The sequence below is a fragment of the Erwinia sp. GW821-FHT03D09 genome, assembly GCF_059420805.1.
In genome coordinates, this window is record NZ_JBWKUK010000010.1 from 72,116 (window position 1) to 98,581 (window position 26,466).

Annotated in this window: 28 protein-coding genes; 13 read left to right on the forward strand and 15 right to left on the reverse strand. The window is 54.6% G+C overall.

The window, feature by feature from the left end:
* Positions 1-32: 32 nt before the first annotated feature.
* The 3 genes from ybjG to AC07U6_RS11770 form a co-directional block, all read right to left on the reverse strand.
* Positions 33-638 carry an undecaprenyl-diphosphate phosphatase gene (gene ybjG, locus AC07U6_RS11760; RefSeq protein ID WP_494764458.1) on the reverse strand — a complete coding sequence of 202 codons (606 nt, stop codon included), beginning with the start codon at positions 636-638 and terminating at the stop codon, positions 33-35.
* 8 nt (positions 639-646) lie between these two features.
* The gene (locus AC07U6_RS11765; RefSeq protein WP_494762134.1) at positions 647-1,375 is read right to left on the reverse strand and encodes a phosphatase PAP2 family protein; all 729 of its coding nucleotides are present in this window, start codon (positions 1,373-1,375) and stop codon (positions 647-649) included.
* A gap of 236 nt (positions 1,376-1,611) precedes the next feature.
* A complete protein-coding gene (locus tag AC07U6_RS11770) occupies positions 1,612-3,297 on the reverse strand; it encodes an aspartate:alanine antiporter (protein WP_494762135.1) in 1,686 nt (561 codons plus the stop codon).
* 296 nt (positions 3,298-3,593) lie between these two features.
* Between AC07U6_RS11770 and ybjM the strand changes: the two genes are divergently transcribed.
* The gene (ybjM, locus tag AC07U6_RS11775) at positions 3,594-3,971 is read left to right on the forward strand and encodes an inner membrane protein YbjM (protein WP_494762136.1); all 378 of its coding nucleotides are present in this window, start codon (positions 3,594-3,596) and stop codon (positions 3,969-3,971) included.
* 67 nt (positions 3,972-4,038) lie between these two features.
* Here ybjM and AC07U6_RS11780 read toward each other — a convergent pair whose 3' ends face one another.
* Positions 4,039-4,305, reverse strand: a complete 267-nt coding sequence (locus tag AC07U6_RS11780) for a GrxA family glutaredoxin (RefSeq protein WP_105593486.1) — start codon at positions 4,303-4,305, stop codon at positions 4,039-4,041.
* Positions 4,306-4,530: 225 nt separating this feature from the next.
* Here AC07U6_RS11780 and AC07U6_RS11785 point away from each other — a divergent pair, with 225 nt between their 5' ends.
* From AC07U6_RS11785 to potI, 8 genes are all read left to right on the forward strand, one after another.
* Positions 4,531-4,815, forward strand: a complete 285-nt coding sequence (locus AC07U6_RS11785; RefSeq protein ID WP_205065267.1) for a YbjC family protein — start codon at positions 4,531-4,533, stop codon at positions 4,813-4,815.
* Positions 4,799-5,521: an oxygen-insensitive NADPH nitroreductase gene (gene nfsA / locus AC07U6_RS11790; RefSeq protein ID WP_494762137.1), complete on the forward strand. Its 723-nt coding sequence runs from the start codon at positions 4,799-4,801 to the stop codon at positions 5,519-5,521. Before AC07U6_RS11785 ends, nfsA begins: the two co-directional genes overlap by 17 nt.
* 24 nt (positions 5,522-5,545) lie before the next feature.
* Positions 5,546-6,448, forward strand: a complete 903-nt coding sequence (gene rimK / locus AC07U6_RS11795; protein ID WP_200545748.1) for a 30S ribosomal protein S6--L-glutamate ligase — start codon at positions 5,546-5,548, stop codon at positions 6,446-6,448.
* Between the two features lie 87 nt (positions 6,449-6,535).
* Positions 6,536-7,015: a YbjN domain-containing protein gene (locus AC07U6_RS11800; RefSeq protein ID WP_494762138.1), complete on the forward strand. Its 480-nt coding sequence runs from the start codon at positions 6,536-6,538 to the stop codon at positions 7,013-7,015.
* A 464-nt stretch (positions 7,016-7,479) separates the two neighbouring features.
* Entirely contained in the window at positions 7,480-8,589 is a 1,110-nt protein-coding gene (gene potF, locus AC07U6_RS11805) for a spermidine/putrescine ABC transporter substrate-binding protein PotF (protein ID WP_494762139.1), read from the forward strand.
* Between the two features lie 120 nt (positions 8,590-8,709).
* Positions 8,710-9,843, forward strand: a complete 1,134-nt coding sequence (gene potG / locus AC07U6_RS11810; RefSeq protein ID WP_494764459.1) for a putrescine ABC transporter ATP-binding subunit PotG — start codon at positions 8,710-8,712, stop codon at positions 9,841-9,843.
* A 13-nt stretch (positions 9,844-9,856) separates the two neighbouring features.
* Complete coding sequence (gene potH, locus AC07U6_RS11815; protein WP_494762140.1) at positions 9,857-10,816, forward strand: putrescine ABC transporter permease PotH; 960 nt, start codon at positions 9,857-9,859, stop codon at positions 10,814-10,816.
* The gene (gene potI / locus AC07U6_RS11820) at positions 10,813-11,658 is read left to right on the forward strand and encodes a putrescine ABC transporter permease PotI (protein WP_494762141.1); all 846 of its coding nucleotides are present in this window, start codon (positions 10,813-10,815) and stop codon (positions 11,656-11,658) included. Before potH ends, potI begins: the two co-directional genes overlap by 4 nt.
* A 169-nt stretch (positions 11,659-11,827) precedes the next feature.
* On the opposite strand, the gene AC07U6_RS11825 is transcribed toward potI, so the two are convergent.
* Positions 11,828-12,931, reverse strand: coding sequence for an amidohydrolase (locus tag AC07U6_RS11825; RefSeq protein WP_494762142.1), 1,104 nt, complete (start codon positions 12,929-12,931; stop codon positions 11,828-11,830).
* A gap of 328 nt (positions 12,932-13,259) precedes the next feature.
* Here AC07U6_RS11825 and AC07U6_RS11830 point away from each other — a divergent pair, with 328 nt between their 5' ends.
* Together AC07U6_RS11830 and rlmC are read left to right on the forward strand one after the other, a co-directional pair.
* Positions 13,260-13,733 carry a YbjO family protein gene (locus tag AC07U6_RS11830; RefSeq protein WP_494762143.1) on the forward strand — a complete coding sequence of 158 codons (474 nt, stop codon included), beginning with the start codon at positions 13,260-13,262 and terminating at the stop codon, positions 13,731-13,733.
* Between the two features lie 88 nt (positions 13,734-13,821).
* Complete coding sequence (gene rlmC, locus AC07U6_RS11835) at positions 13,822-14,952, forward strand: 23S rRNA (uracil(747)-C(5))-methyltransferase RlmC (protein WP_494762144.1); 1,131 nt, start codon at positions 13,822-13,824, stop codon at positions 14,950-14,952.
* 36 nt (positions 14,953-14,988) lie between these two features.
* Here rlmC and AC07U6_RS11840 read toward each other — a convergent pair whose 3' ends face one another.
* The 6 genes from AC07U6_RS11840 to AC07U6_RS11865 all read right to left on the reverse strand — a co-directional run bounded on the left by AC07U6_RS11840 (position 14,989) and on the right by AC07U6_RS11865 (position 19,371).
* Positions 14,989-15,720, reverse strand: a complete 732-nt coding sequence (locus AC07U6_RS11840; RefSeq protein ID WP_494762145.1) for an arginine ABC transporter substrate-binding protein — start codon at positions 15,718-15,720, stop codon at positions 14,989-14,991.
* Between the two features lie 32 nt (positions 15,721-15,752).
* Positions 15,753-16,421 (reverse strand): arginine ABC transporter permease ArtM, encoded by a 669-nt coding sequence (gene artM, locus AC07U6_RS11845; RefSeq protein WP_494762146.1) that lies wholly within the window; start codon positions 16,419-16,421, stop codon positions 15,753-15,755.
* Positions 16,421-17,137 (reverse strand): arginine ABC transporter permease ArtQ, encoded by a 717-nt coding sequence (gene artQ, locus AC07U6_RS11850; RefSeq protein WP_494762147.1) that lies wholly within the window; start codon positions 17,135-17,137, stop codon positions 16,421-16,423. Before artQ ends, artM begins: the two co-directional genes overlap by 1 nt.
* Before the next feature lie 3 nt (positions 17,138-17,140).
* Positions 17,141-17,872, reverse strand: a complete 732-nt coding sequence (gene artJ / locus AC07U6_RS11855) for an arginine ABC transporter substrate-binding protein (RefSeq protein ID WP_494764460.1) — start codon at positions 17,870-17,872, stop codon at positions 17,141-17,143.
* A 15-nt stretch (positions 17,873-17,887) separates the two neighbouring features.
* On the reverse strand, positions 17,888-18,616 hold the full coding sequence (gene artP / locus AC07U6_RS11860) for an arginine ABC transporter ATP-binding protein ArtP (protein WP_494762148.1): 729 nt from the start codon (positions 18,614-18,616) through the stop codon (positions 17,888-17,890).
* 215 nt (positions 18,617-18,831) lie between these two features.
* Positions 18,832-19,371 (reverse strand): lipoprotein, encoded by a 540-nt coding sequence (locus AC07U6_RS11865; protein WP_494762149.1) that lies wholly within the window; start codon positions 19,369-19,371, stop codon positions 18,832-18,834.
* A gap of 96 nt (positions 19,372-19,467) precedes the next feature.
* Between AC07U6_RS11865 and AC07U6_RS11870 the strand changes: the two genes are divergently transcribed.
* Together AC07U6_RS11870 and AC07U6_RS11875 are read left to right on the forward strand one after the other, a co-directional pair.
* On the forward strand, positions 19,468-19,791 hold the full coding sequence (locus tag AC07U6_RS11870) for a heavy metal-binding domain-containing protein (RefSeq protein WP_494762150.1): 324 nt from the start codon (positions 19,468-19,470) through the stop codon (positions 19,789-19,791).
* Complete coding sequence (locus AC07U6_RS11875; RefSeq protein ID WP_494762151.1) at positions 19,788-20,636, forward strand: N-acetylmuramoyl-L-alanine amidase; 849 nt, start codon at positions 19,788-19,790, stop codon at positions 20,634-20,636. The genes AC07U6_RS11870 and AC07U6_RS11875 overlap by 4 nt, the downstream gene beginning before the upstream one ends.
* An 81-nt stretch (positions 20,637-20,717) precedes the next feature.
* Here the strand turns inward: AC07U6_RS11875 and ltaE are convergent, their stop codons facing one another.
* The 4 genes from ltaE to hcp all read right to left on the reverse strand — a co-directional run bounded on the left by ltaE (position 20,718) and on the right by hcp (position 26,283).
* Positions 20,718-21,722: a low-specificity L-threonine aldolase gene (gene ltaE / locus AC07U6_RS11880; RefSeq protein ID WP_494762152.1), complete on the reverse strand. Its 1,005-nt coding sequence runs from the start codon at positions 21,720-21,722 to the stop codon at positions 20,718-20,720.
* 63 nt (positions 21,723-21,785) lie between these two features.
* A complete protein-coding gene (poxB, locus tag AC07U6_RS11885; RefSeq protein WP_494762153.1) occupies positions 21,786-23,507 on the reverse strand; it encodes a ubiquinone-dependent pyruvate dehydrogenase in 1,722 nt (573 codons plus the stop codon).
* 121 nt (positions 23,508-23,628) lie between these two features.
* Positions 23,629-24,627 (reverse strand): NADH oxidoreductase, encoded by a 999-nt coding sequence (gene hcr, locus AC07U6_RS11890; protein WP_494762154.1) that lies wholly within the window; start codon positions 24,625-24,627, stop codon positions 23,629-23,631.
* A 3-nt stretch (positions 24,628-24,630) separates the two neighbouring features.
* Positions 24,631-26,283, reverse strand: coding sequence for a hydroxylamine reductase (hcp, locus tag AC07U6_RS11895; protein ID WP_494762155.1), 1,653 nt, complete (start codon positions 26,281-26,283; stop codon positions 24,631-24,633).
* Positions 26,284-26,466 lie beyond the last annotated feature (183 nt).

Genomic DNA, 26,466 nt, shown 5'->3' on the forward strand with positions numbered 1-26,466 from the left:
TGCGGGCCGGAGGATTCCGGCCCAATAAATAATTAGTGGCACACCCAGCCTTTGCTGATTGGAAAAGCAAATACCGTTCGATAAAGAGCAGAGAGCAGTGGTAACAAGCGGCTACCGAACATCAGCCAGAAAAGTTGTGCAAACAGGCATGACAACACACCGACCAGCAGTCCGCCCAGCATATCCATCGGCCAGTGCACGCCAAGATAGATGCGTGACCAGGCGATGGCGGCGCCGGTAGCCAGCAGCACGGCGCCTGACCAGATGCGATGCCAGGCAATAAACGCCAGCGCAAAGGTAAAGATCACTGTACCGTGGTCGCTGGGATAGGAATCATCAGGGGCGTGAGCAAGGTACTGGTGGCCAAGTCCGATTGCGAAGGGGCGAGGATGCGGAAAAAGATGACCGAGGCACCAGGATATCGCCAGCGCATAGAGTAGCGCCACGATGGTTTTCACCACCAGCACGCGCTGCGAGGTCAGCTGGCTGTGCGGCCCCCACAGCCACAGCACGACGATCATCAGCGGGACAATGGCAATCACGTCACGGGCGATGAACGTTGCCAGTGCGATCACCCATCCCGGCGAGTCGCCGTTGGCGTTAATCCAGAGAAACAGCGAGCGGTTAATCTCTTCCATCATTGTATTTATTTCCTCTTCATTTTAAGCAGATGCGTTACGCATCCGAAAATTACACACTGCGTCAGCCATACCCACCATGCGGCCCAGAGGTTGTGGGACATGAAGTGTGCGCCACGCATAATCTGACCAAAGCCCATAACCGTCCCCAGCGTCAGCGCCGCCCACCAGCAGCACCAGGCGAGGCGCGGGCGACAGGGCCAGAACAGGAAAAACAGCGCCATCGCACTGAATCCGCTGGAGGCATGCCCCCCCGGGAAGCAGCGCCCCGGTCCGCTATTTTCGGGAATAGCACCAAATAGCGGATAAGAGACGGCATGGCCACCAAACTGCACCAGGTCCCACGGACAGGAGTGCGCGCTGCTGCTTTTCAGCACGCCAACCACCAGCGGTCCGATACCCATCAGCAGTGCCACCAGTACCCATCGCCACTGGCGGCGTACGATCCCGGCAATCAGCAGCAGTACACCGCCGCCGATGACCAGGTCTTTTAACAGGCGGTGGTTAATCACATCCAGCCAGACGTTATCTTTCCATGGAAACCGCTGAGTCAACGGGTCGTACCACATCTGGCTAATGGCCATGTCCCAGCTTTCACTGCGCGACAGCCAAATCAGAAACATCGCGCTGAGCAGTAATAGCACGGATTGCTTAAAATAAAAGTCAGCCGGAAGAGGGTAAAGGGCTTCACTCCTAATTCCGCGCTTCGTTTCGGGTTTGTTGAGAATTGATGACATTTCTAAGACGCTTTGGCGATAAGTACAGGAAGTCTACGATGCCTGAAAGCGCTTAAGGCAACATTAAGAGCGGAAGGAAAGGGTGTTGCGGAAGTCACGGAGCAGAAAAGAAAAAAACCCGCTAAACATAACGTTTAACGGGCTCCTCAATTTGGGGATTTCAAAGAAAAGCAGTGGCATTAATTCAGACTGCACCCCGCCATAAAAGTTCTCTGAAGTCCCTAAATATTTTTTAGTCAGCCGAAAATTGGCCAGATTACCACGATCAGCGTACCGGCGAGCGTAAGCAAAACGTTAGCAATCGCATAAGTTCCTGCATAACCCAGTGCCGGGATGTTGCTGCGCGCCGTGTCGCTGATAATTTCCATCGCCGGAGCGCAGGTCCGTGCGCCCATAATGGCACCAAACAGCAGGGCGCGGTTCATCTTCAGCACCAGCGCACCAAACAGGAAGCAGATCACCACCGGCAGCAGGCTGACAATCAGTCCGGCGGCCAGCATCAGCAGACCGGTTTCACCCAGCCCCTGATTAATGCCGCTGCCCGCGCTCAGCCCGACGCCGGCCATAAACACCATCAGGCCAAACTCTTTCACCATCGTCAGTGCGCCCTGCGGGATATAACCAAAGGTTGGATGATTAGCGCGCAGGAAGCCGAGCATAATCCCGGCGAACAGCAGCCCGGCAGCGTTACCAATGCCAAAGTTGAAACTGCTGAACTGGAAGTTAATCATGCCGATCATCAGTCCGATGATAAAGAAGGAGCAGAAGGCCAGCAGGTCGGTCACCTGGCTATGAATCGAAATAAAGCCGATACGGTCAGCAATGGACTTCACGCGTTTTGCTTCACCGCTGATGTGCAGCACGTCACCTTTATTCAGGATGATACTGTCGTCGATCGGCATTTCAATCTGACTGCGAATAACCCGGTTCAGGAAGCAGCCGTGATCGGTCAGCTTGAGCTGGCTGAGGCGCTTGTTGACCGCATTGTTATTTTTCACCACGATTTCTTCATTAACGATGCGCATGTCCAGCAGATCGCGGTCGAACACCTCTTTTCCGTTGCGGAAGCTGGGGTCGAGGCGCGAATGGGCATCCGGGTAGCCCACCAGTGAAATCTCGTCGCCGGGCTGGAGTACTGCATCGCCGTCGGGATTTGCCAGAATGCCGTTGCGGCGAATACGTTCGATATAACAACCGGTTTGGCGATAAATGCCCAGCTCGCGCAGATTTTTGCCATCACTCCATGCCACCAACTCGGGGCCAACGCGATAGGCGCGGATCACCGGAAGATAGACTTTCCGCTTGCTGTCCGGATCGAGGCCGCGTTCACGGGCAATTTGCTGTGCGCTGGTCGGCAAATCCTGGTGCTGAAGTTTAGGAAGATAGCGGGCGGCGACAATCAGACTGACAAGGCCAATCAGATAGGTCAGAGCATAGCCCAGGCTAAGATGATCCTGCGCCTGACTAAGGCTGCCACTTTCGGTCATCATTTGCCGCAGCGTATCTCCGGCACCCACCAGCACTGGCGTCGAGGTCATCGACCCCGCCAGCATCCCGGCAGTCAGACCGATATCCCAGCCGAAAAGTTTGCCCAGTCCTAATGCGAGGATCATTGCGCTGGCGACCATCACGATAGCCAGCATCAGATAGTTTTTTCCATCCCGGAAAAATATAGAAAAAAAGTTCGGGCCGGCTTCAACACCGACGCAAAAAATAAATAACATAAAGCCAAGATTCAGGGCTTCGGTATTAATTGAAAAATGCTGTTGGCCGAGCAGCAAAGAAACCACTAAAACGCCAATGGAATTACCTAGTTGTACAGAACCCAGCCGTAATTTCCCTAAACACAGGCCCAATGATAAAACAACAAACAATAACAGTATGTAATTTCTACTTAACAAGTCTGCGACGTTTATATTCACGGTTTAACTTCTTGTTTACCATTAACCTATTGATGAAAGGGCATTTATACGCTAGATTTTATCCGCCAGGCTCCGTTGCAGTTCAGTTACAGCATGACAGCATTGGGCTAATTTTTAGCAATGATCTTTACGGATAAATCGACGGCTATTTTAATCGTTATACTGCCTTACAGCCAGCATCCGCCTGGTTTATTTTTAGCAATATCAAGATAATTAAATTTATTGTTGTATAACAATCACACGCTTATTCTTTTTTGAATTGATGTTGGGTTAAAAATAACCTGGAGAAGATTCTGATGTGGGTTAAAGCCTTCAGTTGGTCTGGTGTTATTGCCTGTAGCTCTCTTTATGGGTTGCTCTTTCTTGCCGTGCGTTATCTGATCGCTATCGGTGGTGCTAACCACGTCCAGTTCGGCCTGCTGCTGTTTATGATACCCGGTGCGCTGGCGGCGTTGATGTCGAAAGAGGCGCCGTTTACCGTTTTACTGCTGGCGGTGCTGTTGGCGTCACCACCCTGCCTGGCGTTAATGCAGCTAAGCACGTTCCATAGCGTGGGACTGGGTCAGGAGATCGCGATTATCATCAGCGCAGTTTTCTGGTGTGGCTCAGGGGCATTGGCGATGATGCTTTGCCGTACGCTGGTGGAGATTCATCAGCGGCAGAGCAGGGGGTAAGGGAAACTCACCGGAATCTAAAACATCAGGGGGACGCGGTATCGCCTCCCCCTGAGGGACAAAGCCATTAAGACTGGAACAGGCCCAGGTTGGCTTTAGCGTAGGCTTCAAAATCAGTGCAGCCGCCGATGTGGGTCTGATCGAGGAAGATCTGCGGCACGGTTTCAACAGGTTTACCCACTGTCTTCTCCAGATCTGCTTTGGTGATCCCTTCCGCGTGAATGTCTACATAGCGGAAGTTAAAGTCATCACGCTCTTCAGTCAGTTTCTCAGCCAGTTCTTTAGCACGCACGCAGTAAGGGCAGCCCGGGCGTCCGAAAATCACAGCAAACATAGATGTCTCCTCAAGGATTGGATTCTTTTATGTGACTTAAGTCACAACTTATTGCTCAATGCCGCCTATGATGCCCGCAACCCCTGTTGAATGAAAGAAGGATTTACCTGTTGGTATGATTCGTACAGGCTATATCCCTTGCGTTTTTCCGCTCTTTTAGGGCAGAGTGTGGCGGCGCGAGTCCGGGCCTTTTGGGTTGATTAACAGAGCGTAAGGAGAGTCAAAATGCGTGCTTTTACTCAGTTACCCCGACCGGTTCTTATTCTCGAAGCCCTGGGGGGAATCGTGTTGCTTATTGCCCTGCTTACGCTGCATGAAGTGCTTCCTTTACCTTCGCCTTTCACTGGCAAACTGGCCGTAACCGTAATGATTTTCGCCGGAATTGTCCTGATGCTGCCCGCCGCCATCGTTATGATGTGGCGCACCGCTAAAGCTATGGCCCCGGACTTATTTAACACGCGCCGTTCGCATACCAAGAAAGAAGGAGATTCTCATGACGCCGACCATTGATTTGCTCTGCGCCCATCGTTCCATTCGTGCCTTTACCGAGCGCAAGATAACCGAGCAGCAGCGCGCTGCCATTCTTGCTGCTGCGCAGTCGGCTTCCAGTTCCAGTTTTTTACAGTGCACTTCAATAGTTCGTATCAGCGATCCCACACTGCGTGAGGTGCTGGTAACCCTCAGCGGCGGGCAAAAATATGTTGCCCAGGCCGCTGAGTTTTGGGTGTTTTGCGCCGATTTTAATCGCCTGCAGCAGATTTGTCCGGATGCGCAGCTGGGGCTGGCAGAGCAGCTGCTGCTGGGCTGTGTTGATACCGCGCTGATGGCGCAGAACGCAATGACCGCTGCGGAATCGCTGGGTTTCGGCGGCGTGTTTATCGGCGGTATTCGCAATAATATCGCCGAGGTAACGCAACAGCTTAAGCTGCCTGAATATGTACTGCCGCTGTTTGGGCTGTGCCTGGGGGAACCGGCACAGGACCCGCTCTTCAAGCCGCGCATGCCTGCAACAATGCTGGTGCATGAAAACCAGTATCGGGCGCTGGAGCCGGCCGAGCTGGAAAAGTATGACCGCCAGCTGGAAAGTTACTACCTGAGCCGCGACAGCAATCGCCGGATTGAAAGCTGGAGCGACCATATTCGTAAAACGCTGGTGAAAGAAAGCCGACCGTTTATTCTTGATTATCTGCACCAGCAGGGCTGGGCTACGCGCTGATCTTCCCGCTTTCGGAGGTAACTGTTGAAAATTGCCGTGCTTTCCCGCGATGGTTCGCTTTATTCCTGTAAGCGTCTGGTTGAGGCTGCGCGCGCGCGTGGCCACAGTGTGGAGGTCATCGATCCGCTTTCCTGCTATATGAATATCAACCCTGGTTCCTCGGCGATTCATTATCGCGGCCGCCAGCTGGAACATTTTGATGCGGTAATTCCACGTATTGGTCCTTCTACCACTTTCTATGGTACGGCAGTGCTGCGCCAGTTTGAGATGTGCGGGAGCTATCCTCTTAATGAGTCGCTGGCGATTGCGCGCGCGCGTGACAAACTGCGTTCGCTACAGCTGCTGGCCCGCGCCGGGATCGCCATGCCGATTACTGGCTTTGCACACTCGCCTGACGATACCAGCGATCTGATTAAGATGGTCGGCGGTGCCCCGCTGGTGGTCAAGCTGCTGGAAGGAACCCAGGGGATTGGCGTGGTGCTGGCGGAAACACGGCAGGCGGCGGAAAGCGTGATTGACGCCTTTCGCGGGCTGAATGCGCACATTCTGGTGCAGGAATTTATTAAAGAGGCGCAGGGACGAGATATTCGCTGCCTGGTGATTGGTGGCGAAGTTGTTGCCGCCATTGAACGGGTGGCGAAAGAGGGGGAGTTCCGATCCAATCTGCATCGCGGCGGCAGCGCCCGACGTGTGGTGATTGACGATCGCGAGCGGGAAATTGCGGTCCGGGCGGCCGCAACGCTCGGTCTGGATGTCGCCGGGGTTGATATTCTCCGCGCTGAACGCGGCCCGCTGGTCATGGAGGTCAACGCTTCACCCGGGCTGGAAGGCATTGAAAAAACGACTGGTCTCAATATTGCTGCGATGATGATCGGCTGGATCGAAGAACAGGCTCGTCCAGGTTTCTGCCTCAAAACCGGTGGCTAATGTCTTAATTTCTGTCGTAAACGTAGTTTTTATTAACGATTTTCCGTAAGCTAGTGCGCAATTTTATGGCGGCAAGAGATAAAGTATATGGATTCACTCATCGTCCCGGATCTCGACGTATTACGGCGTTGGCTGGATCAGCAAAGCATCACCTGGTTTGAGTGCGATTCCTGCCAGGCCCTTCATCTGCCGCATATGCAGAATTTTGACGGTGTGTTTGATGCCAAACTGGATCTGGTTGATAACGTGATCCTGTTTTCGGCGCTGGCCGAAGTGAAGCCCACAGCACTGATTCCGCTGGTTGGCGATTTGTCGCAGATCAACGCCAGTTCACTGACCGTGAAGACATTTCTCGATATTCAGGATGATAACCTGCCGAAACTGATTGTCTGCCAGTCGCTCAGCGTGAGTGCCGGTGTGACTTACGCACAGTTCGTTCACTTTATGAAACAGAGTGAAGAGCAGATTTCGATGATCGTGATGGAAGCGTTTGCCAATCATCTACTGATGATCGGTGAAGATGAAGAGCGGGCACCGGTGATTACCGGGTACTCTATGCTGCACTGATTTTATTATTTCCTTCCCTGGGCAGTAGAGCATACTGCCCGGCAGCCTACATCCCGATTTCCGACTTTTCAGCATTCTGCTTAATTATCTGCTCAAGCTGTGTTTATCCCGCCTCATATCGTACGAACGCTACCACTTTTTATTCTGCATTTTGCCCTTAATTGCCAGATATCTATCGCTGTTTATGCCGCGAATGGCATATCACGTAGAGGAAACATGCATAGAAAATCGATAAAAGGCGTTTTTTACGCTAAGGTCTGGTCTGGACCAGTGAGTGGGGCTATTCTTGCGTTGCCGTATTAACGCGTGCAACGTCGCTACAAATATAGGTTTTTTCTATTAACGGCGCAGTGAATAATGATTCATTGTGGACCTGTATTTTGCGGCAAGTGCTCACCGGTTCGCTTGCTGAGAAATGTACCTCTGGGTACTGCTGTGATTATCCCTGTTCAGGAGAATGGAAGATGTTCAACCAACGCAAAAAATGGTTGTCAGGTGTGGTTGCGGGTGCGCTGATGGCGATCTCCGCTGGCTCTCTGGCGGAAGATAAAACGCTGCACGTTTATAACTGGTCTGATTATATTGCGCCGAATACCGTGGCCGATTTTGAAAAGCAAACCGGCATCAAAGTCGTTTATGACGTGTTTGACTCTAACGAAGTGCTGGAAGGCAAACTGATGGCGGGCAGTACGGGCTATGACGTGGTGGTGCCATCTTCCAGCTTCCTGGCGCGTCAGCTGCAGTCCGGTGTGTTTCAGCCGCTGGATCGCAGCAAGCTGCCAAACTATAAAAACCTCGATCCGGAGCTGATGAAAAAGCTGGAACAGCACGATCCGGGTAACAAATACGCTATTCCTTACCTGTGGGCTACCACCGGTATCGGTTATAACGTGGATAAGGTCAAGGCCGCGCTGGGTAAAGATGCCCCAGTTGACAGCTGGGATCTGGTGCTGAAGCCGGAAAACCTTGAGAAATTGAAAAGCTGTGGCGTGTCATTCCTTGATGCCCCGGAAGAGATCTTTGCTACCGTGCTGAACTACCTCGGTAAAGATCCGAATAGCAGCGATGCAAAAGACTACTCGGGTGCGGCGACCGATCTGCTGTTGAAACTGCGTCCAGGCATTCGTTACTTCCACTCATCTCAGTACATTAACGATTTGGCTAATGGTAATACCTGTGTCGCTATCGGCTGGGCCGGTGACGTTCTGCAGGCGAAGAAACGTGCAGAAGATGCGAAAAACGGCGTGAACATTGCCTACAGCATTCCTAAAGAGGGTGCGCTGGCGTTCTTCGATATGCTGGCGATTCCGAAAGACGCAAAAAATACCGATGCGGCCTATCAGTTCATTAATTATCTGATGGAGCCGAAAGTGATGGCGCAGATCTCTAACACCATCTTCTATGCCAGCGGCGTGAAAGCATCGATTCCGTTTGTTGATGAAGCTATCCGTAACAACCCGGGTATCTACCCAACCCCAGAAACCATGGCGAAGTTGTTTACCCTCAAGTTGCAGGACCCGAAACTTGATCGTGTGCGCACCCGTTCATGGACTAAAGTTAAAAGTGGTAAATAACTGAGTAGTGAGTCTGACTCACTCTTGCTAAGCAGCAGAGGCCCGGTTATCGGCCTCTGTTTGTTATTTTTGGGCCTGTCCCACCGCGGGAAGGTTCTTTAGCGCCGGAGAGTAATGGTAGTGAACGACGCGATCCCCCGTCCTCAAAGCAAGGCTGGCAGGGCGTTAACGCCGCTGCTGGAAATCCGTAATCTGACGAAATCGTTTGATGGTCAGCACGCGGTAGATGATGTCAACCTGACCATCTACAAAGGCGAAATCTTCGCTCTGCTGGGTGCTTCTGGCTGCGGTAAGTCTACGCTGCTGCGTATGCTGGCCGGGTTTGAAAGCCCGACTCATGGGCAAATCCTGCTGGATGGCCAGGATCTCTCCCACGTGCCGCCCTATCAGCGCCCAATTAACATGATGTTTCAGTCCTATGCGCTGTTCCCCCATATGACAGTGGAGCAGAATATCGCTTTTGGTCTGAAGCAGGACCGCCTGCCTAAAGCTGAAATTGCCAGCCGCGTCGCCGAAATGCTGACCCTGGTGCACATGCAGGAATATGCTAAACGTAAACCGCACCAGCTTTCCGGCGGTCAGCGTCAGCGCGTGGCGCTGGCACGTAGTCTGGCGAAGCGGCCTAAACTGCTGCTGTTGGACGAACCGATGGGTGCGCTGGATAAAAAACTGCGTGACCGCATGCAGCTGGAAGTGGTTGATATTCTGGAGCGCGTGGGCGCCACCTGCGTGATGGTGACGCACGATCAGGAAGAAGCGATGACCATGGCGGGCCGTATTGCCATTATGAACCGCGGCAAGTTTGTGCAGATCGGCGAGCCGGAGGAGATTTACGAGCATCCCACCACCCGCTTCAGCGCTGAGTTTATCGGTTCAGTTAACGTCTTCGAAGGACTGCTGCGTGAGCGCCAGGAAGACGGGTTGATTATTGACAGTCCAGGACTGGTGCATCCGCTGAAAGTGGCGAGCGATGTGTCGGTGCTGGACGGCGTTCCTGTGTATGTGGCGCTGCGCCCTGAAAAAGTGCTGCTGTGCGACGATGTTCCGGCCGACGGCTTCAATTTTGCCGTGGGTGAGGTGGTGCATATTGCCTATCTGGGCGACCTGTCTATCTATCATGTGCGCCTGCGCAGTGGCCAGATGATCAGCGCTCAGCTGCAAAACGGCCATCGTTTCCGCAACGGTACGCCGACATGGGGCGATGAAGTTCGCCTGTGTTGGGATGTCGATAGCTGTGTGGTTCTGACGGTATAAGCAGGGGGGGATGATGAGCCAATTTTCTGAACGTACTACCAAACCACCGAGCGTGAGGCGCATCGGCGTTTCGCTGCTGACCCGGCTGCAGATGGCCCATGGCCGCAAGCTGGTGATAGCACTGCCCTATATCTGGCTGTCGCTGCTGTTTTTACTGCCGTTCCTTATCGTACTAAAAATCAGTTTTGCTGACATTGCGCGTGCCATTCCACCGTACACTGAGCTGCTGACCTGGGCCGACGGCCAGCTGAGCATGGTATTGAATCTCGGCAACTATTTCACGCTGACCGACGATCCGCTTTATATCGATGCCTATCTTCATTCATTACAGGTTGCGGCAATCTCAACGGGCATCTGCCTGCTGATTGGTTATCCGCTGGCCTGGGCGGTGGCGCATGCCTCACCCTCAACGCGCAATATCCTGCTGCTGCTGGTGATCCTGCCATCCTGGACCTCTTTCCTGGTCAGGGTGTACGCGTGGATGGGTATCCTCAACAATAACGGTATTTTAAACCGCTTCCTGATGTGGACCGGCGTGATCGATCACCCGATCGCCATTCTGTACACCAACATGGCGGTGTATATCGGTATTGTTTACTGCTATCTGCCGTTTATGGTGCTGCCAATCTATACCGCGCTGACCCGAATCGATTATTCGCTGGTGGAAGCGTCGCTCGATCTTGGCGCGCGCCCGCTGAAGACCTTCTTCAGCGTGATTGTGCCGCTGACGAAAGGCGGCATTATTGCCGGTTCAATGCTGGTATTCATTCCGGCGGTGGGCGAGTACGTGATCCCGGAACTGCTGGGCGGCCCGGACAGTATTATGATTGGCCGCGTGCTGTGGCAGGAGTTCTTCAATAACCGCGACTGGCCGGTAGCCTCTGCGCTGGCGGTGATAATTCTGCTGATCCTGATCATGCCGATCGTCTGGTTCCACAAGCATCAGAACAAAGAAATGGGGGATAAGGCATGAACAGTTTGCCGACCATTCGCTCGAAGTGGCGTACGGCGATCCTCGCTGTTTGTTTCTTCTTCCTCTATGCGCCGATGCTGTTGCTGGTCATTTATTCGTTTAACTCGTCGCAGCTGGCCGCGTGGGAAAGCTTCTCGTTCCACTGGTATAACGTGCTGTTCCACGATGATGCGATGATTAGCGCCGTCACGCTCAGTCTGTCGCTTGCTGCACTGTCGGCAACGGCGGCGGTGATCCTCGGCACGATTGCCGCCGTGATTATCGTTCGCTTTGGTCGCTTCAAAGGATCGACCGGTTTTGCCTTTATGCTGACGGCACCGCTGGTTATGCCCGACGTGATTACCGGCCTTTCGCTGCTGCTGCTGTTTGTGGCGATGGCGAATGCCTTTGGCTGGCCTGCCGATCGTGGGATGTTGACCATCTGGCTGGCACACGTGACCTTCTGTACCGCGTATGTCGCGGTGGTGGTCAACTCGCGTCTGCGGGAGCTGGACCGGTCAATCGAGGAGGCGGCAATGGATCTGGGTGCGACGCCGCTGAAAGTGTTCTTTGTGATCACCGTTCCAATGATCGCCCCGGCCATCGTCACCGGCTGGCTGCTGGCCTTTACGCTGTCGCTGGATGATCTGGTCATTTCCAGCTTCGTTACCGGTCCGGGAGCCACGACGCTGCCGATGCAGATCTTTGCCACCGTTCGACGCGGCGTGAATCCGGAAATTAACGCGCTGGCTTCACTCATTCTGTTTGTGGTTGGGCTGGTGGGCTTTATCGCCTGGCGTCTGATGGCACACGAAGAGAAGCAGCGGATTAAGGATATTCAGAAGGCGCGTTCCGGGCATTGAGTTGTCAGGCGGGTGCGTTCGTCTACAGCAGCGGATAGACGGACCACCCGGGCGCGGTCAGGAAGCCCGCGCCCGGCCTGATGGCAGCATCCCTGCGGTCCTCTCCTGGCCCATGACTTTCGCTTCAGCGCTGCGGAGCCCGGCACCTCTCGCAAAGGCCTGGCAGCAGTTACCCCAGAACCCTTCGAACGCAGGCTTTAAAAATTTTTACTCCGACCGGTAGCGAAGTCAGATCGAAATGCATATCGGGATGATGCAGCCCCGGCAGCAGACCCGTGCCCAGCCCCCAGAAACCTGCCTTCACTTCCGGGCGCTGTACCGGATACTGGAAGAAATCTTCACTGCCTGGCGTGGAGCGCACCGGTATCAATGCACTTTCACCCTGCACGTCAACAATCGCCTGCGCTATCAGTGCGGTCATCTCGTCATCAATCACTGCCGCAGGCATGCTCTTCATCACTGTAACATTGGCTTTGGCACCGTAGGCCGCCACGCTGTGCTCAACGGCCCGCTGAACGCGTGCCTGCAGCTCAACCATATCTTCATTTTTGGCAGCACGCAGATCGAACACCACCCGGGCTTCATCCGGGATGGAGTTGGTGACGCCGGCATCGCAGATAAAGCGAGTGGCTTTTACACTCCACCCGCTGTTCGGAGCCAGATGTACCGCATTCACCGCCTGCACCGCGCTGACGGCGGCATCCAGCGCGTTGACACCCAGATGCGGTCGCGCGCCGTGAGCCGCATGCCCATAAATAATGGCTTCCAGCGTGACGCATGCCGAATAGTGTACCGCCGGAATGGCTGTACCTACGGCGCATTCCTGGGCCGGGCGCACATGGAAGCCTAAAATCATATCCACGTCGTCAATCGCGCCTCCGGCGATCATCGCCAGCGCGCCGGCCCCTAGCTCCTCCGCCGGTTGGAAAATCAACTTCAGCCGACCGCGTTTTACTTCATGCCCGGCAATCAGCTCCTCGGCGGCGCTCAGCACCACGGAAGAGTGGGCATCGTGACCGCAGGTGTGCCGCGCGCAGTGTATACCGTCGATAATGTGTCCCAGCGCATCCATATCCGCCCGCAGTGCCAGAGTCGGGCCTGGAATACCACTGTCAAGAATCGCCACAATACCGGTTGTACCATTAAAATTATCCTGTACGACAAAGCCCGCATTTTTTAACTGCTGGCTGATATAGGCCGACGTTTTAAATTCCTGGAAACCCAGCTCCGGGATTTCATGCAGGTAGTTATAGTGCTCCAGAACCCTTGACACGTTTTCTACTCCATTCAGAAATAATTAAAGTAACACGCCGACCTGCGGGCGGTTACCGTACGGTAATCATACATCTGACCATCCTCAGCCAACCGGGATGCTGTTTTCCTGAGAGATTAAAATATATTCAGATGTAGAAATATACGTTTTGTCTGGTTTTATTTTGGGATAATTAATGACCGAAAATAATTTTATTTCGTGGAGTGGAATTATTGGCGCGTATAGGCTAAAAATAGTTGAATTAATCTGCCTGAATGCGTGTTGCAGATTGATAACCAGACAGTAGCAGTGTGGGTTGACGATATTTAGCACAGGGCAGGAGAGGGATATGTCAGAGGTGTTCAGAGGTGGTGGTGCATTGTCCGGCGACCGGATTGCTATCCCTGTACCGGTGCTGATTGCTGGAAGCGCGATTATTGCCACCCGGCTGCTCAGCGTGCTACTGCGGGCCAATGAACTGGGTTATGAAGAAGTGATGAACTTCATCCACCGCAGTGCCCAGTCCTGGGATTCCACTTTAATTTTTATTGCCAGCCAGCTGATCTTCTTCCTTGAGCTGCGCTGTGCAATTGCCTTGATGCGTGGACGTAACTGGGGGCGCTGGACGTTCCTTACTACTCAGGTGGCCGTGCTGCTGTATATGATGATCGCAACGCTGACCGGGATCTACCCGGAGATTTTCAGCATGAGCGGCGAAGATAACGTCCGTATTATCAGCTCGCTTATCGCGCAAAAACTCCCGGATATGCTGGTGTTGCTGTTAGTGTTTGTTCCGTTTAGCAGCCGAAACTATTATCGCTGAGCCGCGTTTCGTCTGAGACTGCACCCGGCGTTGATTTGGGTATATACTGTTAACCTGCATTTCGCATTCCCAATCAACAGGCTTTAACATGCATTGCGCGCTCTACGACGCCGGTCGTTGCCGATCCTGCCAGTGGCTGGAAACGCCGTACACCCAGCAACTTTCGCAAAAACAGGCTCATTTGCAGCAGTTGATGGCTTCGCTGCCGGTGGCAAACTGGCTGGCGCCGGTGATTTCTCCGCCGGAAAAATTCCGTAACAAGGCGAAAATGGTGGTCAGCGGCAGCGTTGAGCGCCCGCTGCTCGGTATGCTGCATCGCGACGGTACGCCGGTCGATCTCTGTGACTGCCCGCTTTATCCCGACAGTTTTACCGATGTGTTTGCTGCACTGCGCCCGTTTATTGCCCGCGCCGGGCTGACGCCCTATAACGTTGCGCGCCGCCGCGGCGAGCTGAAGTTTATTTTGCTGACGGAAAGCCGTTACAGCGGTGAATTGATGCTGCGCTTTGTGCTGCGCTCCACCACCAAGCTGGCGCAGCTTAAGGACGCATTGCCGGAGCTGCAGCGCACGTTACCGCAGCTGGCGGCGATTTCCGCCAATATTCAGCCGGTGCCGATGGCGATTCTGGAAGGGAATGAAGAGATCCCGCTGACCGAAAATCAGGCGCTGGCGGAGCAGCTTAATGACGTCCCGCTGTGGATTCGGCCGCAGAGTTTTTTCCAGACCAACCCGGAAGTGGCGGCATCGCTGTATGCCACCGCGCGCCGCTGGGTGGGCGATCTGGGCGTTAACAGCATGTGGGATCTGTTCTGCGGCGTTGGGGGATTTGGCCTGCACTGCGCCACGCCGGATATGCAGCTGACCGGCATTGAGATCAGTAAAGAAGCAATTGCCTGCGCGAAGCGGTCGGCTGAACTGATGGGATTAACGCGGGTGAATTTCGCTGCGCTGGACTCGACGGCGTTTGCCACCGGAGAAGGCAGCGTACCGGAACTGGTGCTGGTGAATCCGCCGCGACGCGGTATTGGTGCTGAACTGTGCGACTATCTCACCCGAATGGCACCGCCGTGGATACTCTACTCCAGCTGCAATGCGGTGACGATGGCGACGGATCTTGCGCGGCTAAGTGACTATCGTATTGTGCAGGTGCAGCTGTTTGATATGTTCCCGCATACGGCGCACTACGAAGTGCTGACGCTGTTGCAGCGGAAAGCATAAAGCGAGCAGGCGAGAAATTCGCCTGCCGTTTGTGCATTACTCCGGGAACCAGCGCTGATTAATTTTCTCAATCGTGCCGTTTGCGCGCAGCGTATCCAGCGCGGTATTCAGTTTTGCCAGCAGTTCCGCGTTATCTTTACGCACGGCAATCCCTAAGCCGGTGCCAAAATAGCTGCTGTCGGTAACGTGCTTACCCACGGTGCCAAGATTCGGACTGCTTTTCAGCCACTGATTTACCACTGCGCTGTCGCCGAAAATACCGTCCAGGCGATTATTTTTCAGGTCCAGAATAGCATTCTGATAGCTGTCATAGGCCACGGCGGTAATTTCAGAATGCTGCTCCTGTAAATACTTCTGATGCGTGGTGCCGTTTTCCATACCGACGCGTTTACCTTTCAGCTGTGAAAGATCGGTAAATTTACCCTTTGGCGCAATCAAAATCGCGGAGTTGGCGTAGTAAGGCTTGGTGAAGCTGACCTGCTGGCTGCGCTCCGGGGTGATATCCATCCCGGAAATCACGGCATCGTAACGGCGGAACTTCAGGGCCGGAACCAGGCTGTCAAACGGGTTATTGGTGAAGGTGCATTCTGCTTTCATCTCTTCACACAGCGCTTTGGCCAGATCGATATCAAATCCAACAATCTGATTCTCACTGTCCAGCGATTCAAACGGTGGATAGGTCGCAGAGGAAGCAAAACGAATTTTATCTGTGGCTACTGCCCCAAAGGTCATGCTGGCCAGAACCGTGGCCAGAATAATTTTTTTCATATTTATTAGTTCCTTTTTTAGAAATCGTTCGCTCAGCTGCGCTGCTCGAAGGCTAATGCCCGGCGCTCGATCAACCGCATCAGCAGAGTCAGTAAACCGTTGACGATAAGATAAATTATCCCGGCAGCGGCAAACACCGTTACGTCATAGGTTCGGCCATACAGCAGCTGTCCGTGGCCCATCACTTCCATCAGCGTGATGGTGTAAGCCAGCGAGGTACTTTTAAACACCAGCACTACCTCGTTCGAATAAGAGGAGAGGGCGCGCTTAAAAGCATACGGCAGTAAAATGCGCAGCGTGTCCTTGCGGTTCATGCCTAATGCCGCACAGGATTGCCACTGCCCGGCAGGGATTGCCCGCACGGCACCGTGGAACAGCAGCGTGGTATAGGCGGCACTGTTTAACGACAGCGCCAGCAGGGCACACAGCCACGGCTGTGACAGTAAATGCCAGAGCCAGGAAATGTTTTGTATGGAAGGAAACTGGCCTGGGCCGTAGTAAATCAGGAAGATCTGCACCAGCAGCGGCGTACCGGTAAACAGCGTGATATAGCCACGGGTAATCAGGCTGAGAACCGGCACCTTCAACGCCAGAATCACCGTGAAGATCAGCGCCAGCAGTAGTGCCAGCAGCAGCGATGCCACGGTCAGCGTCAGGCTGGTTTGCAGCCCTTTAAGCAGTTCGGGGAAGTAACTCAGCATCAGGAACCTCCGCGCTCAAAGCGCGTCGTGCGCAGCTCAATACGCTTCAGCACCTGCTGGCTGAACAGGGTGATCAGCAGATAAATCGCCGCCGCAATAACGTACCAGGTAAACGGCTCCTGGGTACGGGTTGCGATGCTTTTGGTCTGCAGCATAATATCGTTCACGCTAATCAGTGAAACCAGTGCGGTATCCTTGAGCAGCACCAGCCACTGATTGCCTAAGCCGGGCAGGGCGTGTCGCCACATCTGTGGCATGATCAACCGGAAGAATATCGCCGATTTTTTCATTCCCAGCGCCTGGCCTGATTCCCACTGGCCAGCAGGAACCGCCTTTAGCGCACCACGCAGGGTTTGTGAAGCATACGCAGAATAAAGGATCGCCAGCGCAATCACGCCGCACAGGAACGGGCTGACGTCAAAGTTTTCAATGGCGACCTGAATCGGGATCTGCACCACGCCGAGATTCAGAGTGAATCCATCGGAGAGCGTCAGCAGCAGCTGCGAGGCGCCAAAGTAGATAAACAGCACCACAAGAATTTCCGGCAGCCCGCGAAACAGGGTAACCAGCAGCGTACCCAGCCACGCCAGCGGCCGCCAGCGAGCGGATTCCCACACGGCAAAGACCATCGCGAGAGCCAGTCCGAGCACTAAAGCACAAACGGCAAGGCCGACGGTCATCCCGGCGGCGCTGGCAAGAGAATAAAATTCGCTCATTAATTACTGCTGAAACCACTTGCTGTAGATAGTTTTATAGGTGCCGTCGGCTTTCACCTTATCCAGCGCCGCATTGAATTTACCCTGCAGATCGGTGTTACCCTGGCGAACGGCAATACCCAGGCCGGTACCGAAGTAAGATTTATCGGTCACTTTCTCACCCAGCGCGGTCAGGTTCGTGTTCTGTTTTAACCACTCGTTGACCACCGCAGTGTCACCGAATACCGCGTCGATGCGGCCATTTTTCAGATCAAGGATGGCGTTTTGATAGCTGTCGTAAGGGACCAGTTGAATATCAGCCTGTTTTTCGCTGAGGTATTTCTGGTGGGTGGTGCCGTTCTGCACACCAACGCGTTTGCCTTTCAGGGCATCAATACTGGCGACTTTGCCTTTCTGCACCACGAACAGCGCGGAGTTGTCGTAGTAGGCATTCGTGAACAGAACCTGCTTTTCGCGTTCTGGCGTGATGTCCATACCGGCCATCACCGCATCAAAGCGACGGAATTTCAGGCTGGGGATCAGGCTGTCGAAGGCCTGGTTGCTGAAGGTGCATTCCGCGCCAATTTCGCGACACAGTGCGTTAGCCAGATCGACATCAAATCCCTGGATCTTATTGTCAGCGTCAACAAACTCAAACGGAGGGTAGGACGCTTCTGTCGCAAAACGAATGGTCTGGGCAGCGCTGGCTCCCAGGCTGATGCTGGCTAAAAGTGCGGCAAGTACAACTTTTTTCATCATTATGTCCTGCGTTTAGTGCGAAAGATAATGTGCAAACGCATCGGTTTGCGGCTGTGTAAAGCGGCTGGCATCGCCTTGTTCAACGATGTACCCATTTTCCATGTACACCACGCGGCTGGCGGTTTTACGCGCCACTTCCACTTCGTGGGTGACGATAACCTGAGTGATGTTGGTTTCCGCAAGTTCGCGAATAATGCTGACGATCTGCGCGGTAATTTCCGGGTCCAGTGCCGCGGTCGGTTCATCGAACAGCAATACCGCAGGTTCCATCATCAACGCGCGAGCAATGGCCACGCGCTGTTGCTGACCACCGGAAAGATGCAGTGGAAAACGATCGGCAAAGGGCGTCAGGCGCAGACGATCGAGCAGTTTATTGGCACGTTCATGGGCCTGCTCTTTACTCAGACCCAGTACGCGGCAAGGCGCTTCAATCAGATTCTGCGTGACGGTTAGATGTGGCCAAAGATTATACTGTTGGAAAACCATACCGACGTTCTGCCGTAGTTCACGAACGGCACTTTCGGTTGGCGGCTTGCTGAAATCGAAGTGATTGCCGGCGATATCAAGCGTTCCGGAACGCGGCATCTCGAGCAGATTCAGCACGCGCAGAAGTGAGCTTTTCCCGGCACCGCTTGGCCCCAGCAGAACCAACGTTTCGCCCTGAGGGCACGCCAGCTGTATGTCAAATAGCGCCTGGTGGGCACCGTAATAGCAGTTAATACCGTTTAGTTGAATACTCATGCGCAAAAAATGAATAGCAATTGATGCCACAAATCTTAACGTCCACAGAATAGTTATGCAATCATCGTGCGTTAAAATTTATAATTGTTGGCGAGGTGATTAAAGCGTAGCACAAGATAGGGCAATGTTGCCGTTTAACATGAAAAGCTTTGCTGTTGTTATGCAAATGTGTGAGTGAGATCGTGCCGCCGGGTCTGGCGGCACGGAAGGATTGGTCACTCTTCGAACTGCTGGCGCAGCGAACCGCCGGTAATATGGGGAACGGGGCCGAGATAGCGTATGTCGTCCACGGTCCAGCAGGTGCCTTCCCGTGCCATCAGGATTTCATCCTGCCATAGAACTTCCGGCTGTCCGGTATGGCTGAGATTCACTCGCAGGGCAATATTACGCGCATCGGTATTAGGGATAGTGGATGAGTCGCTCACGCTGGCGCTGGTAGCACTCGCAGAGCGGCTACTGAACAGGTCGCCCCGCAGCCGGGATTTGGGCGATCGCTCTTGGCTGGCTTTGATTAAATCCTGATATAGCGGCCCGCTAAGCCAGGGACGGTAATTTGCCAGCTGTTGATTATCCGGGACGCCGAGGAAAGGATGCTGTAAGCGCATATCGTAGAACTGTTGAGCCACCTGGTCCGGCCCACCGCTAATGCAGGGCGCTTCTCGTGAACCGATATCCTTATAAGCGGGTTCGACAGTGGTACAGGCGCTGAGTAGTATAGTCAGTGGAATAACAGCAGCAAAGACTTGGTATTTCATCTTGATTTCCTTATTGTTCTGCTTGAATGCTTTTACCACTGACAGCATGTGTTCTTCTTCACAGTAAGAGCGCTGTAATTTTACAAGGAGAGAGGCATGAAATTTTCCACTACCCCAACGCTGGAAGGGAGTCCGATCGCTGCCTATTGTGGTGTCGTTACCTCAGAGGTGATCCTGGGCGTGAATATTTTCCGTGATTTCTTTGCAGGCATACGCGATATCGTGGGTGGCCGGGTTGGCTCTTACGAGAAAGAGCTGGCTAAAGGGCGTAAAATTGCCTTTGAAGACCTGGAGAAACAGGCGGAAGCAATCGGAGCTGATGCCGTGGTTGGCATCCAAATTGGTTATGAGAGCGTCGGTAAGGACAATATGCTGATGATAGTGATTAGCGGCACCGCGGTGAAACTGAGCCGCCCATGACCCCGCTGTCTTTTATTCGCCCGTTGCTGGTGCTTTTGGCGATCTATTTGCTGACCTCAATCACGCCGCAGGGGCTGCATGAACAGAAGGGCTATACGGTGGATACGCGCCAGGAAGCCTGGGGCGCGCGTCCGCGTATTAAAGTGCTGGTTATCCACTATACGGCGGGTGATTTTTCCCCTTCGCTAAATACGCTGACCAACCACTCAGTGAGTGCGCATTATTTGTTGCCAGCATCACCGCCAAAGTACGATGGCCAACCTCTGGTCTGGCGTCTGGTGCCGGAATCAATGCTGGCGTGGCATGCGGGAATCAGCTACTGGCAGGGTGCAACGCGGCTTAACGATACTTCAATTGGTATTGAGCTGGAAAACCCCGGCTGGCGGCGGGTGGGTAAAGAGATAGTTTTCGCTCCGTTTCCCCCTTCGCAAATGGCTGCACTGCTGCCGCTGGCTCGCGATATCGTGAAGCGATACGGTATTCGTCCGCAGGATGTGGTGGCGCACAGCGATATTGCGCCGATGCGTAAACAGGACCCTGGCCCGATGTTTCCCTGGCAGTGGCTGGCGGAGCAGGGTGTTGGCGCCTGGCCCGATGCGGATCGGGTCGCGTTTTATCTCGGCAACCGCTCACCCGTACAGCGGGTTGATAAAAGTAAGCTGCTTGGTCTGCTGGCAAGTTACGGTTATGAGGTCACGCCGCAAATGACACCGTACCAGCAGCAGGTGCTGATAGCGGCGTTCCAGATGCACTTTCGACAGAGCGACTATCGCGGCTTTGCCGATGCGGAAACGGAAGCTATTGCTTCGGCGCTGATTGAAAAGTACGGGACGGGTTCGGGTTAATACCTCTGGATACTGAACGGGTTTGTACGGGCCCGCTCAGCGTCCCTCAGGCTGGCATCAATATCGCCCGATCGGGGTCAATCAATGCTGTGCTAAAAATGCCTGCCACTCATTAACGAGGGTTTGCAGTGCATCGCGATCGACGTCCAGATGGGTCACCAGCCGTGTTACCGCGCCCGGGCTGAGCAGGATGCCGCGCTCGCGCATCCATGGCCCCAGGGCGGCCATCTGATCTTCCGGCAGGCGCAGGAACAGCATATTGGTGTCGTGACGGGTGACGTCTACACCGATTTCTCGTAGTGCGCCAGCCAGCCAGGCGGCGTTATCATGATCTTCCCGCAGGCGTTCAACGTTGTTTTGCAGTGCATAGCGCCCTGCTGCTGCGAGGATACCCGCCTGGCGCAGGCCACCGCCGGTCATTTTCCGCCAGCGGCGTGCACGCTGAATAAATTCCGTACTGCCGCACAGCAGGGAACCGACCGGCGCACCCAGCCCTTTCGACAGGCAGATGGTTAAGGTGTCGCAGTAGCGGCTGATTTCCTCCATCGGCACGTTCAGCGCCACCGCCGCGTTGAAGATGCGTGCACCGTCAATATGCAGCGCCAGACTACGCTGGCGGGTGAATTCCCACGCCTGTTGCAGATAGCTCAGCGGCAGTACTTTGCCGTTATGGGTATTCTCCAGGCTGAGAAGGCGGGTGATGGCGAAATGCAGGTCGTCAGGTTTGATAAACTGTGCAACCACATCCAGCGGCAGCGTGCCGTCACCAGCGGCTAAAATCGGCTGTGGCTGGATGCTGCCAAGCACTGCAGCTCCGCCCGCTTCATATTTGTAGTTATGGGCCAACTGGCCGACGATATACTCTTCGCCGCGCTGGCAGTGGCAGAGCAGCGCCACCAGGTTTGCCTGAGTGCCGGTCGGCAGAAACAGCGCTGCTTCTTTGCCGCTCAGCGCTGCGGCTTCCGCCTCCAGTAGATTCACCGTCGGGTCATCACCATACACATCATCGCCGGTTTCAGCGGTCATCATCGCCTTGAGCATTGCCTGGCTTGGGCGTGTTACGGTATCACTACGCAGATCGATCACACCTGTTCTCCTTACACATGAAAACGGGCGCTGCAGCGCCCGAAATTAACGGCAGTTCTTTCTTTACCTTAGCCAGTTAGTTTTTGCCAGTTCGACGACTTCATCGCCACGGCCATTGATAATGGCCCGCAGCATGTACAGGCTGAAGCCTTTGGCCTGTTCCATCTTAATCTCCGGCGGCATAGCCAGTTCTTCTTTTGCGGTCACCACATCCACCAGTGCCGGACCATCGTGTGCAAATGCCTGCTGCAGTGCATCATTAAGGTCGGAGGCCCGTTCCACGCGGATTCCTTTAACGCCACACGCCTCGGCGATCGCCGCAAAGTTAGGATTATGCAGCTCGGTGCCGTCGGTCATATAGCCTCCGGCTTTCATCTCCATCGCCACAAAGCCCAACACGCTGTTATTAAACACCACGATTTTCACCGGTAGTTTAAGCTGGGCCAGCGAAAGAAAATCGCCCATCAGCATACTGAAGCCGCCATCGCCGCACAGGGCGATAACCTGCCGATGCGGATCGATGGCCTGTGCACCCAGCGCCTGCGGCATTGCATTAGCCATCGAGCCGTGGCTGAACGATCCCAGCAGGCGGCGCTTACCGTTCATTTTCAGATAGCGGGCTGCCCATACGGTTGGCGTGCCAACGTCGCAGCTGAATATGGCATCTTCAGTGGCAAACTGACTAACCTGTTGCGCAAGATACTGCGGGTGGATCGCCTGTTTGTCGTTGGCGGTGGCCAGATCGTCGAGATCTTTACGGGTTTTGGCATAGTGTTCCAGGGCTTTATCCAGGAAACGTCGCTCGCTTTTTACGCTGAGTTGCGGCAGAAGCGCGCTCAGCGTGGCTTTGATATCGCCCACCAATGCCATATTCACATGGCTGTGGCTGCCAAGGCTGCCGGGGTTGATATCAATCTGAATAATCTGCGCTTCAGGTGGATAAAACGCGCGATAGGGGAACTGGCTGCCGAGCACCACCAGCGTATCGGCGTTCATCATCGCATGATATCCTGATGAAAAACCGATCAGCCCTGTCATACCGACATCATACGGATTGTCATACTCAATGTGTTCTTTGCCGCGCAGGGCATGAACAATCGGCGCTTTCAGGGTTTCGGCCAGTTTCACCACTTCAGCATGGGCTCCGGCACAGCCGCTGCCGCATAGCAGGGTAATATTGCTGGCGGCGTTGAGTTTTTCAGCCAGCGCGGAGAGCTGCCCGGCAGCTGGGCGCACCAGCGGCTGTTGTGGAGGATACCAGGCATCGCTGGCGCCTTCCGGGGCAGGCTGAAGGGCGACGTCACCCGGCAGAACCACCACTGAAACGCCCCGGTTAAGAATGGCTTTACGCATCGCGATGCCGAGCACCTGCGGCAGCTGCTCGGGATTTGAAACCAGCTCGCAGTAGTGGCTGCATTCACGAAACAGCTCCTGTGGATGGGTTTCCTGAAAATAGTTGCTGCCAATCTCGCTGGAGGGGATATGTGCGGCAATCGCCAGCACCGGAACGTGATTGCGATGACAGTCAAACAGGCCATTGATCAGATGCAGATTTCCCGGGCCGCATGAACCGGCGCAGACCGCCAGTTCGCCGGTAAGATGCGCCTCTGCCCCGGCAGCAAAAGCCGCCACCTCTTCATGTCGAGTGGGCATCCAGCGAATGGTCCCCATCTTGTTAAGGCTGTCACTCAGTCCATTAAGCGAGTCCCCGGTCACGCCCCAGATGCGCTTTACTCCTGCACTTTCAAGGGTTTTTGCGACCAGTGCCGCAACAGTTTGCTTCATGCTTTCCTCCTCGTTCAGCGCGATCGAATTAAAATACTGTGATTAATTCCTGGCAAAAGCATAGTTGAAGGCGGACAGGATCGGGAAAGCGTATGCAACAAGCTATTTCACACGCGGTGATTTAGCCGATAACAATATCGCTTTGTGGCTGGCAACTACACGCCAGCACGTAACCCTGCGCGATCTCTGTCTCACTCAGTGTTAGCGTGCTGCCGGTGGTGTAGTCACCGCTGGCAATGCGTGTTTTACAACAGCCGCAAACGCCCGCGCGACATACGGCAGTGACCGGCAGGTGATGAGCCTCCATGGCGGCCAGCAGTGACCAGCCTGCGGGGAACGGTGCCGCGGCAGAGAGCGGCGGGCCGCTGATGGTCAGGGTAGCGCCTGCTTCGGAGGCGGGTTCAACATGCGCAGTAGCGGTTACGGGCGTAAATCGTTCTGTCAGTATTTGCCTGGCACTCAGCGCGGCGGCATCGCTCTCCATCAGATCCATATAAGGTTGAGGTCCGCAGATCATGACCGTTGCGTCAGCAATATCCGGCGCGAGCGCGGCAAGGCGTTCGCGATCCAAGCGACCAGCCAGCATTCCCGCAGCGGGTTGATTTTCCGCTACCACGGTCAGCTTCAGCCAGGGCTGCATTGCGGCCAGTTCACTGGCAAAGATCACATCACTGGCGGAGCGCGCACTGTAAATCAATCGTACGCTGCATTCCGGCCGATGCTGCCGCAGCCAGCGGCACATTGACATAACCGGCGTGATGCCGCAGCCCGCGGCCAGAAACAGATAGTTTGCGGCCGGATGCTTTTCACAGCTGAAGTCACCCTGCGGATCGGACAGCCAGAGGTGATCGCCAGGTTTCAGCTGCTGCGTCAGCCAGCCGGAGCCTTTACCCTCGATAATATGGCGTACGGTCAGCGTAATCAGCGCGCTTTGTCCGGGCGTGGAGGAGAGCGTGTAGGCGCGCAGATCGTCGCTGCCTGCGATGCTGACCAGCGCATACTGCCCTGCCTGCCAGCGATAAAAATCGTGGTTAATCAGCGCGATGGTCCAGACATCCGACGTTTCCTGGTGCAGGTGATGAACCTGCATCCGCCACTGACACAGGGGATGCATGTCCATGATTTATACCTCTTCACCCAGCGCGATGGCCATATCCTGCTCGGCACTGTTGACCGGCATCAGGCCAAACTGTTCGTTGAGAATGGTCAACAGGTTTTCTGTCAGGAATGCCGGAACGGTTGGGCCGGTACGCACATTCTTAACCCCAAGCGCCAGCAGCGTCAGCAGCACGACTATGGCCTTTTGTTCAAACCAGGAGAGCATCAGCGACAGCGGCAGGTCGTTAACGCCGCAGTTAAGTTTTTCGGCCAGCTTCACCGCCAGCATAATTGCCGAGTAGCTGTCATTGCACTGGCCGACGTCCAGCAGGCGGGGTAGCCCTTCAATGGTGCCGAAGTCGAGTTTGTTAAAGCGATACTTGCCGCAGCCGAGCGTCATGATCAGCGCGTCTTTCGGGGCCGCCAGCGCCAGTTCGGTGTAATAGCTGCGCTGGTCGCGGCTGCCGTCACAGCCGCCAATGACAAACACGTGGCGCAGTTTTTTACGGCTGACCAGGTCAATCACGCTGTCGCACGCATCCTGTAACACTTTTCGGCCAAATCCGACGGTGATCTCATGCGGGATTTCACTGTACGGGAATCCCGGCATCGCCAGCGCCTGGTTGATAACTGACGTAAAATCTTCGTCTTCGATATGGTTCACACCCGGCCAGCCAACGATGCTGCGGGTCCAGATGCGCTGCTGATAGTCGCCGACGGTGGGATCGATAATGCAGTTGGAGGTCATGATGACCGGACCGGGGAAACGGGCAAACTCGGTCTGTTGGTTTTGCCAGCCGCTGCCGTAGTTGCCGACCAGATGTGAATGCTTTTTCAGTTCCGGGTAGCCGTGAGCGGGCAACATCTCGCCGTGGGTATAAACATTAATACCTTTGCCAGCGGTCTGTTCCAGCAGCAGCTGGAGGTCTTTCAGATCGTGGCCGGAAATCAGAATCGCTTTACCGGCAACCGGACGCACATTCACCGTCGTTGGCTGCGGATCGCCGTAGACGCTGGTCTGCGCCTCATCCAGCATGCCCATAATGGTGAAGTTCATCTTGCCGATTTGCATCGCGCAGTCTACCAGCTTCGCACTGTCGTTCGGCTGGGTGCCGAGCCAGGCCATGATCTGGTGATATTGGGCGTAGACGTCATTGTCGAAACGACCGTGTACGTGAGCATGCTCCATATAGGCCGCCGCTCCTTTCAGACCGTACAGGTTCAGCAGGCGTAAACCGAGGATATCGGGGTGAGTGTTCGCATCCCGTAGCGCAAACTGCGCCGCCTGCTGTTGCAGAACGCTGACGTCGTGGCTTTCCAGCCGCAGATTTGCCAGCGGATGATGCGGTGCCGCACTTCCGGCCACCTGTTCGCAGCGCAGGCGCAAATCCTCACGCAGGCGAATCGCTTCAAAGGCGTAATCGATAATTCGATGGGAGTCAAAGTTGACGTTGGTCAGCGTGGAGAAGAAAGCGCGGGGTGAAAAGCTGTCAACCTGATGATCGGTGATCCCCAGACTACGGGCTTCCAGCGCCCACGCCGACAGGCCCTGCAGTACGGCGACCAGCAGATCCTGCAGATCGGACGTTTCAGCTGTTTTACCACACATGCCCTGTGCATAGGCACAACCGTCACCGGCTGGCGTACGCATTGTTTGTTCACATTGAATACAAAACATGATCTCATCCTTATAAGATGTATTTTAAATACACTTTATAAAAGATCGTGCAGCCGATGATTGCAAGCGTCGTGCCTGTGAATCAGGTATCGGTTTGATCTGGCTCAAATTCGTGCGCAAATAGAAATAATAGTAATCTGCATTACGTCTCTTGACCTGGCGCTGTGCGCCGACCATTCTCAT